General features: G+C 59.8%; 2 protein-coding genes. Both read right to left on the bottom strand.

Translation table 11 applies throughout. The features are described 5' to 3' along the window. Window positions 1-542: sugar-binding domain-containing protein (locus tag AC5JJ6_RS05725; protein WP_496041116.1), on the bottom strand; the 542-nt coding region annotated here is incomplete at its 3' end. 163 nt (window positions 543-705) lie between these two features. After that, window positions 706-2,975: family 1 glycosylhydrolase (locus AC5JJ6_RS05720; RefSeq protein ID WP_496041115.1), on the bottom strand; the 2,270-nt coding region annotated here is incomplete at its 5' end.

Here is a 2,975-nt window from a genome sequence, read left to right as displayed (position 1 = left end):
GATATGGCAGTGCCAACGCGGCCTGTGGCAAGATCCGGTGTTACATGAATACGCATCACATGGTCGAGTGCACGACGCTCGAGGGTTACAGATTGCCAGATGCCGGACTGCGGACCGTACCAGCTTTGCTTGCCGAAGGGCATTTCACCCAATGGCCCATCGGCGTGGGTCTGCTCGCAGTCTGTTGGACTTTCTACCCTCACCACGATCTCGTTGGCGCCATTCACCAGTGCCGAGGTGACATCAAAGGCGAACGGCAGCCAGCCGCCATTATTCTCACCAACCAGCGTCGCATTCACCCAGACCCTGGTGTTATGAAATACCGCGCCGAAGCGCAGCCAGATTTGACCATGAATCCAGCCATCGGACAGCACCACCTGGCGCCTGTACACCCCTACACCGGATTTCATGCGCAAGTCATCGAACTGCGCCTGCCAGGGACTGGGGACACGAATCGACCGAATGTCGCCCAAGGCGGACGAGGGGTTGACGGCATGACGGAACTCCCACGAGCCGTCAAGGCTCAAGCGGCTGGCCAGCATGTACGCTCCTAAGGCGATATCCCGGAGGCGGGCCGATATTCGGCCGCACGCCTCTTGATCGAGATAGACTTAGGTTATCATGGTTAACGAATACCTAATAACCTAAGATGACCCATAAGATCTGATAGGGCTGCCAGGTTCCGGAGCAGACCAGGAATCTGTACTAGCCTGGTGGTCCATAGCGGGACAGGAACGAACCGGTCGAGATATCGGACGTGCCTAACCGGAGCGTATCAAGGTAACAGCCAAGAGCTTTATCGAGGCTCGGCATCAAGCAGCCACGAGTAGAGTGGAGGACACTTTGCAGAGGTCGGCGGGCTTTCCAGCCCAGTTCGGCACTGGGGACCTCCAGTATTTTTCTTGAGTCCAGTCTTGCACCGTCTACTGCTTCACGGACAAGGTCTGACCAGATCACTGACCCTGTCGCCAGGTGCCAAACTCCCCGTTCTCTATCCATGAGAAGGTCGAGAGTCACATCGGCGATGTCGGGCAGGTAGGTTGGCGAGATGGTCACGTCCGCAGCTGCGGTGAAAGTCCTGCCCGACGCCACGGTTCGGATGGCTTGGCTCAGCACGTTGCGTCGGTCCCAGGGGCCAAAGAACGGTCCTGCGCGAATGAGCAGTACGTCTGGAAAGGTTTCAAAGAGAACCCGTTCAGCATCGGCCTTGGTGATGCCGTATACGCTGAGAGGTGCTGCTAAGTCATTTTCAACATAGGGTGCTGCCTTGTCGCCGTCGAACACGAGATGGGAGGAGAACGCAACGAGAGGAACGCCGACTGCCGCACAGGCGCGCGAGATTACCTCCGCTCCCAGGATATTCTCGCGTCGGCAATCATCGGGAGATGTCTCTGCATGGTCCACCCGCGTAAAGCCGGCGGCGTTGATGACCGCCCAGGGCCGCCATCGATCAAGTGCTGCGGCAAGCGAAATCGGATCGGTCACGTCAAGCGCCCCCCGTGGCAAGGTAAGATGGGGCAGCCCTCGCACGATGCATACGTTGCTTAGAGCCAGCGCCAGGGCTCCGCCGCCACCTGTAATCAACAACGGCCTGGATCGCTCTGGGCCTGCAAAGGATTTCAGAATCCGACGTGGCAAAGTGGTCGCGCAGCACTCGACTGGCTCCCAGGCGAACCGCTCCTCGCGCTGCCACCAGCCTGGCGCATCGAGTGCCGGGTGATCCGCCTCGCCAGTTTGGGCAAGATCACTAACAAGCCGCGCTAGTGCTGTGGGGCGTGCATTGGCGTCACGGACATCAAAGAGCCCGGGCTCGTAATGGCCCGTGCGCCGCGTCAGAAGGCTGTCCCAGTCATAGCTGCCGAGCAGTGCCCAGGCTGTTATTGCACGGATGTCCACTCCTCGGGATCGCAGACGGAGCGCTCCGTTCCAGGCTTCCTTCAGCCAGCGCAGTTGCTCGTCGCGGCTCGAACCGTTGTGCAACTCCGTTACGGCAATGGGCAGCCGATAACGGTCCCAAACCTCCTCCAGAAGGTTTTCCAGGCCGGCGACACCTTGAGCGACTACGCGAAGTGCCTGCACGTCGACGTATTGGTCACGACCGTTGCCGCCCGGTCTGACGCCTGGATAACGGTCGAGTCGCTCGTCCAGAAACCGTTCGCCAGACAGGTAATGGTTGATGCCCATAATATCGGGCGGGCACGGATCAGCAAGCATCTCCTCCAGCTCGTGGTCGGTAACCACCTCGGCGACATCCCGCCACAGCGGGTGATCGTGACCAAATCTCCCAGTCAGAAGATCCAGTCCCAACCAGCGGCGATGGTTCTCGTGTTCAGCCTGGTAAGCGAGCCGCGGTGTGCTGCAGACCCTGCCCAGATCTTCAGTTTGGACCAGCTTTGCGCCAGGATTGACCCTCCGGATCGCGCGCATCGCCAGCCGAATGCCGTTGATCTCATTGAACAGTATGCGGAGGAACAGGCGGTAGTCGTGGGCATGCGGATACCAGTGGCCGTACAGTCCGCTGAACCGGGCCGTGGTTAAAGGCTCGTTCACGGGAGTGTATGACTCCAGCCACGGATAACGCTCGGCCACGGCGCCGGCGAACTCAGCGAGTTTGGTGGCGAAGTCTGGTTGAGTGAGATCGGTATGACGAGGACCGCTACCATGGTGAATTAAGCCTGCGATCGGGTGCAGGCCGAGCTCGCGGAGACGGGCAAGCCGCTCATCAGTCCAGCTCCAGTCCGCAGACTTGAGACTTTCCGGCGCAATCCGCTCCCACAGTACAGGGTATCTGATGGCGTGAATACCGAGCGCTGCGAATGCGTCGAGATCCTGCGGACGGTGCTGATGTCCACTGAGTACTGTTTGGTCGACATAGGTATCGCCGATCCGGGCGACAGTGCACTCGAGCCCTCCCCAGACCTCGACAGGCGGCTTTGTCAATGTTTGCGCGCTGGCAGCAGTACCGCTATCGTCGG

This window comes from Skermanella sp., assembly GCF_059503625.1.
The sequence above is the reverse complement of the archived record's forward strand: the minus strand, read 5'-3'. Positions and strand labels throughout refer to the sequence as shown.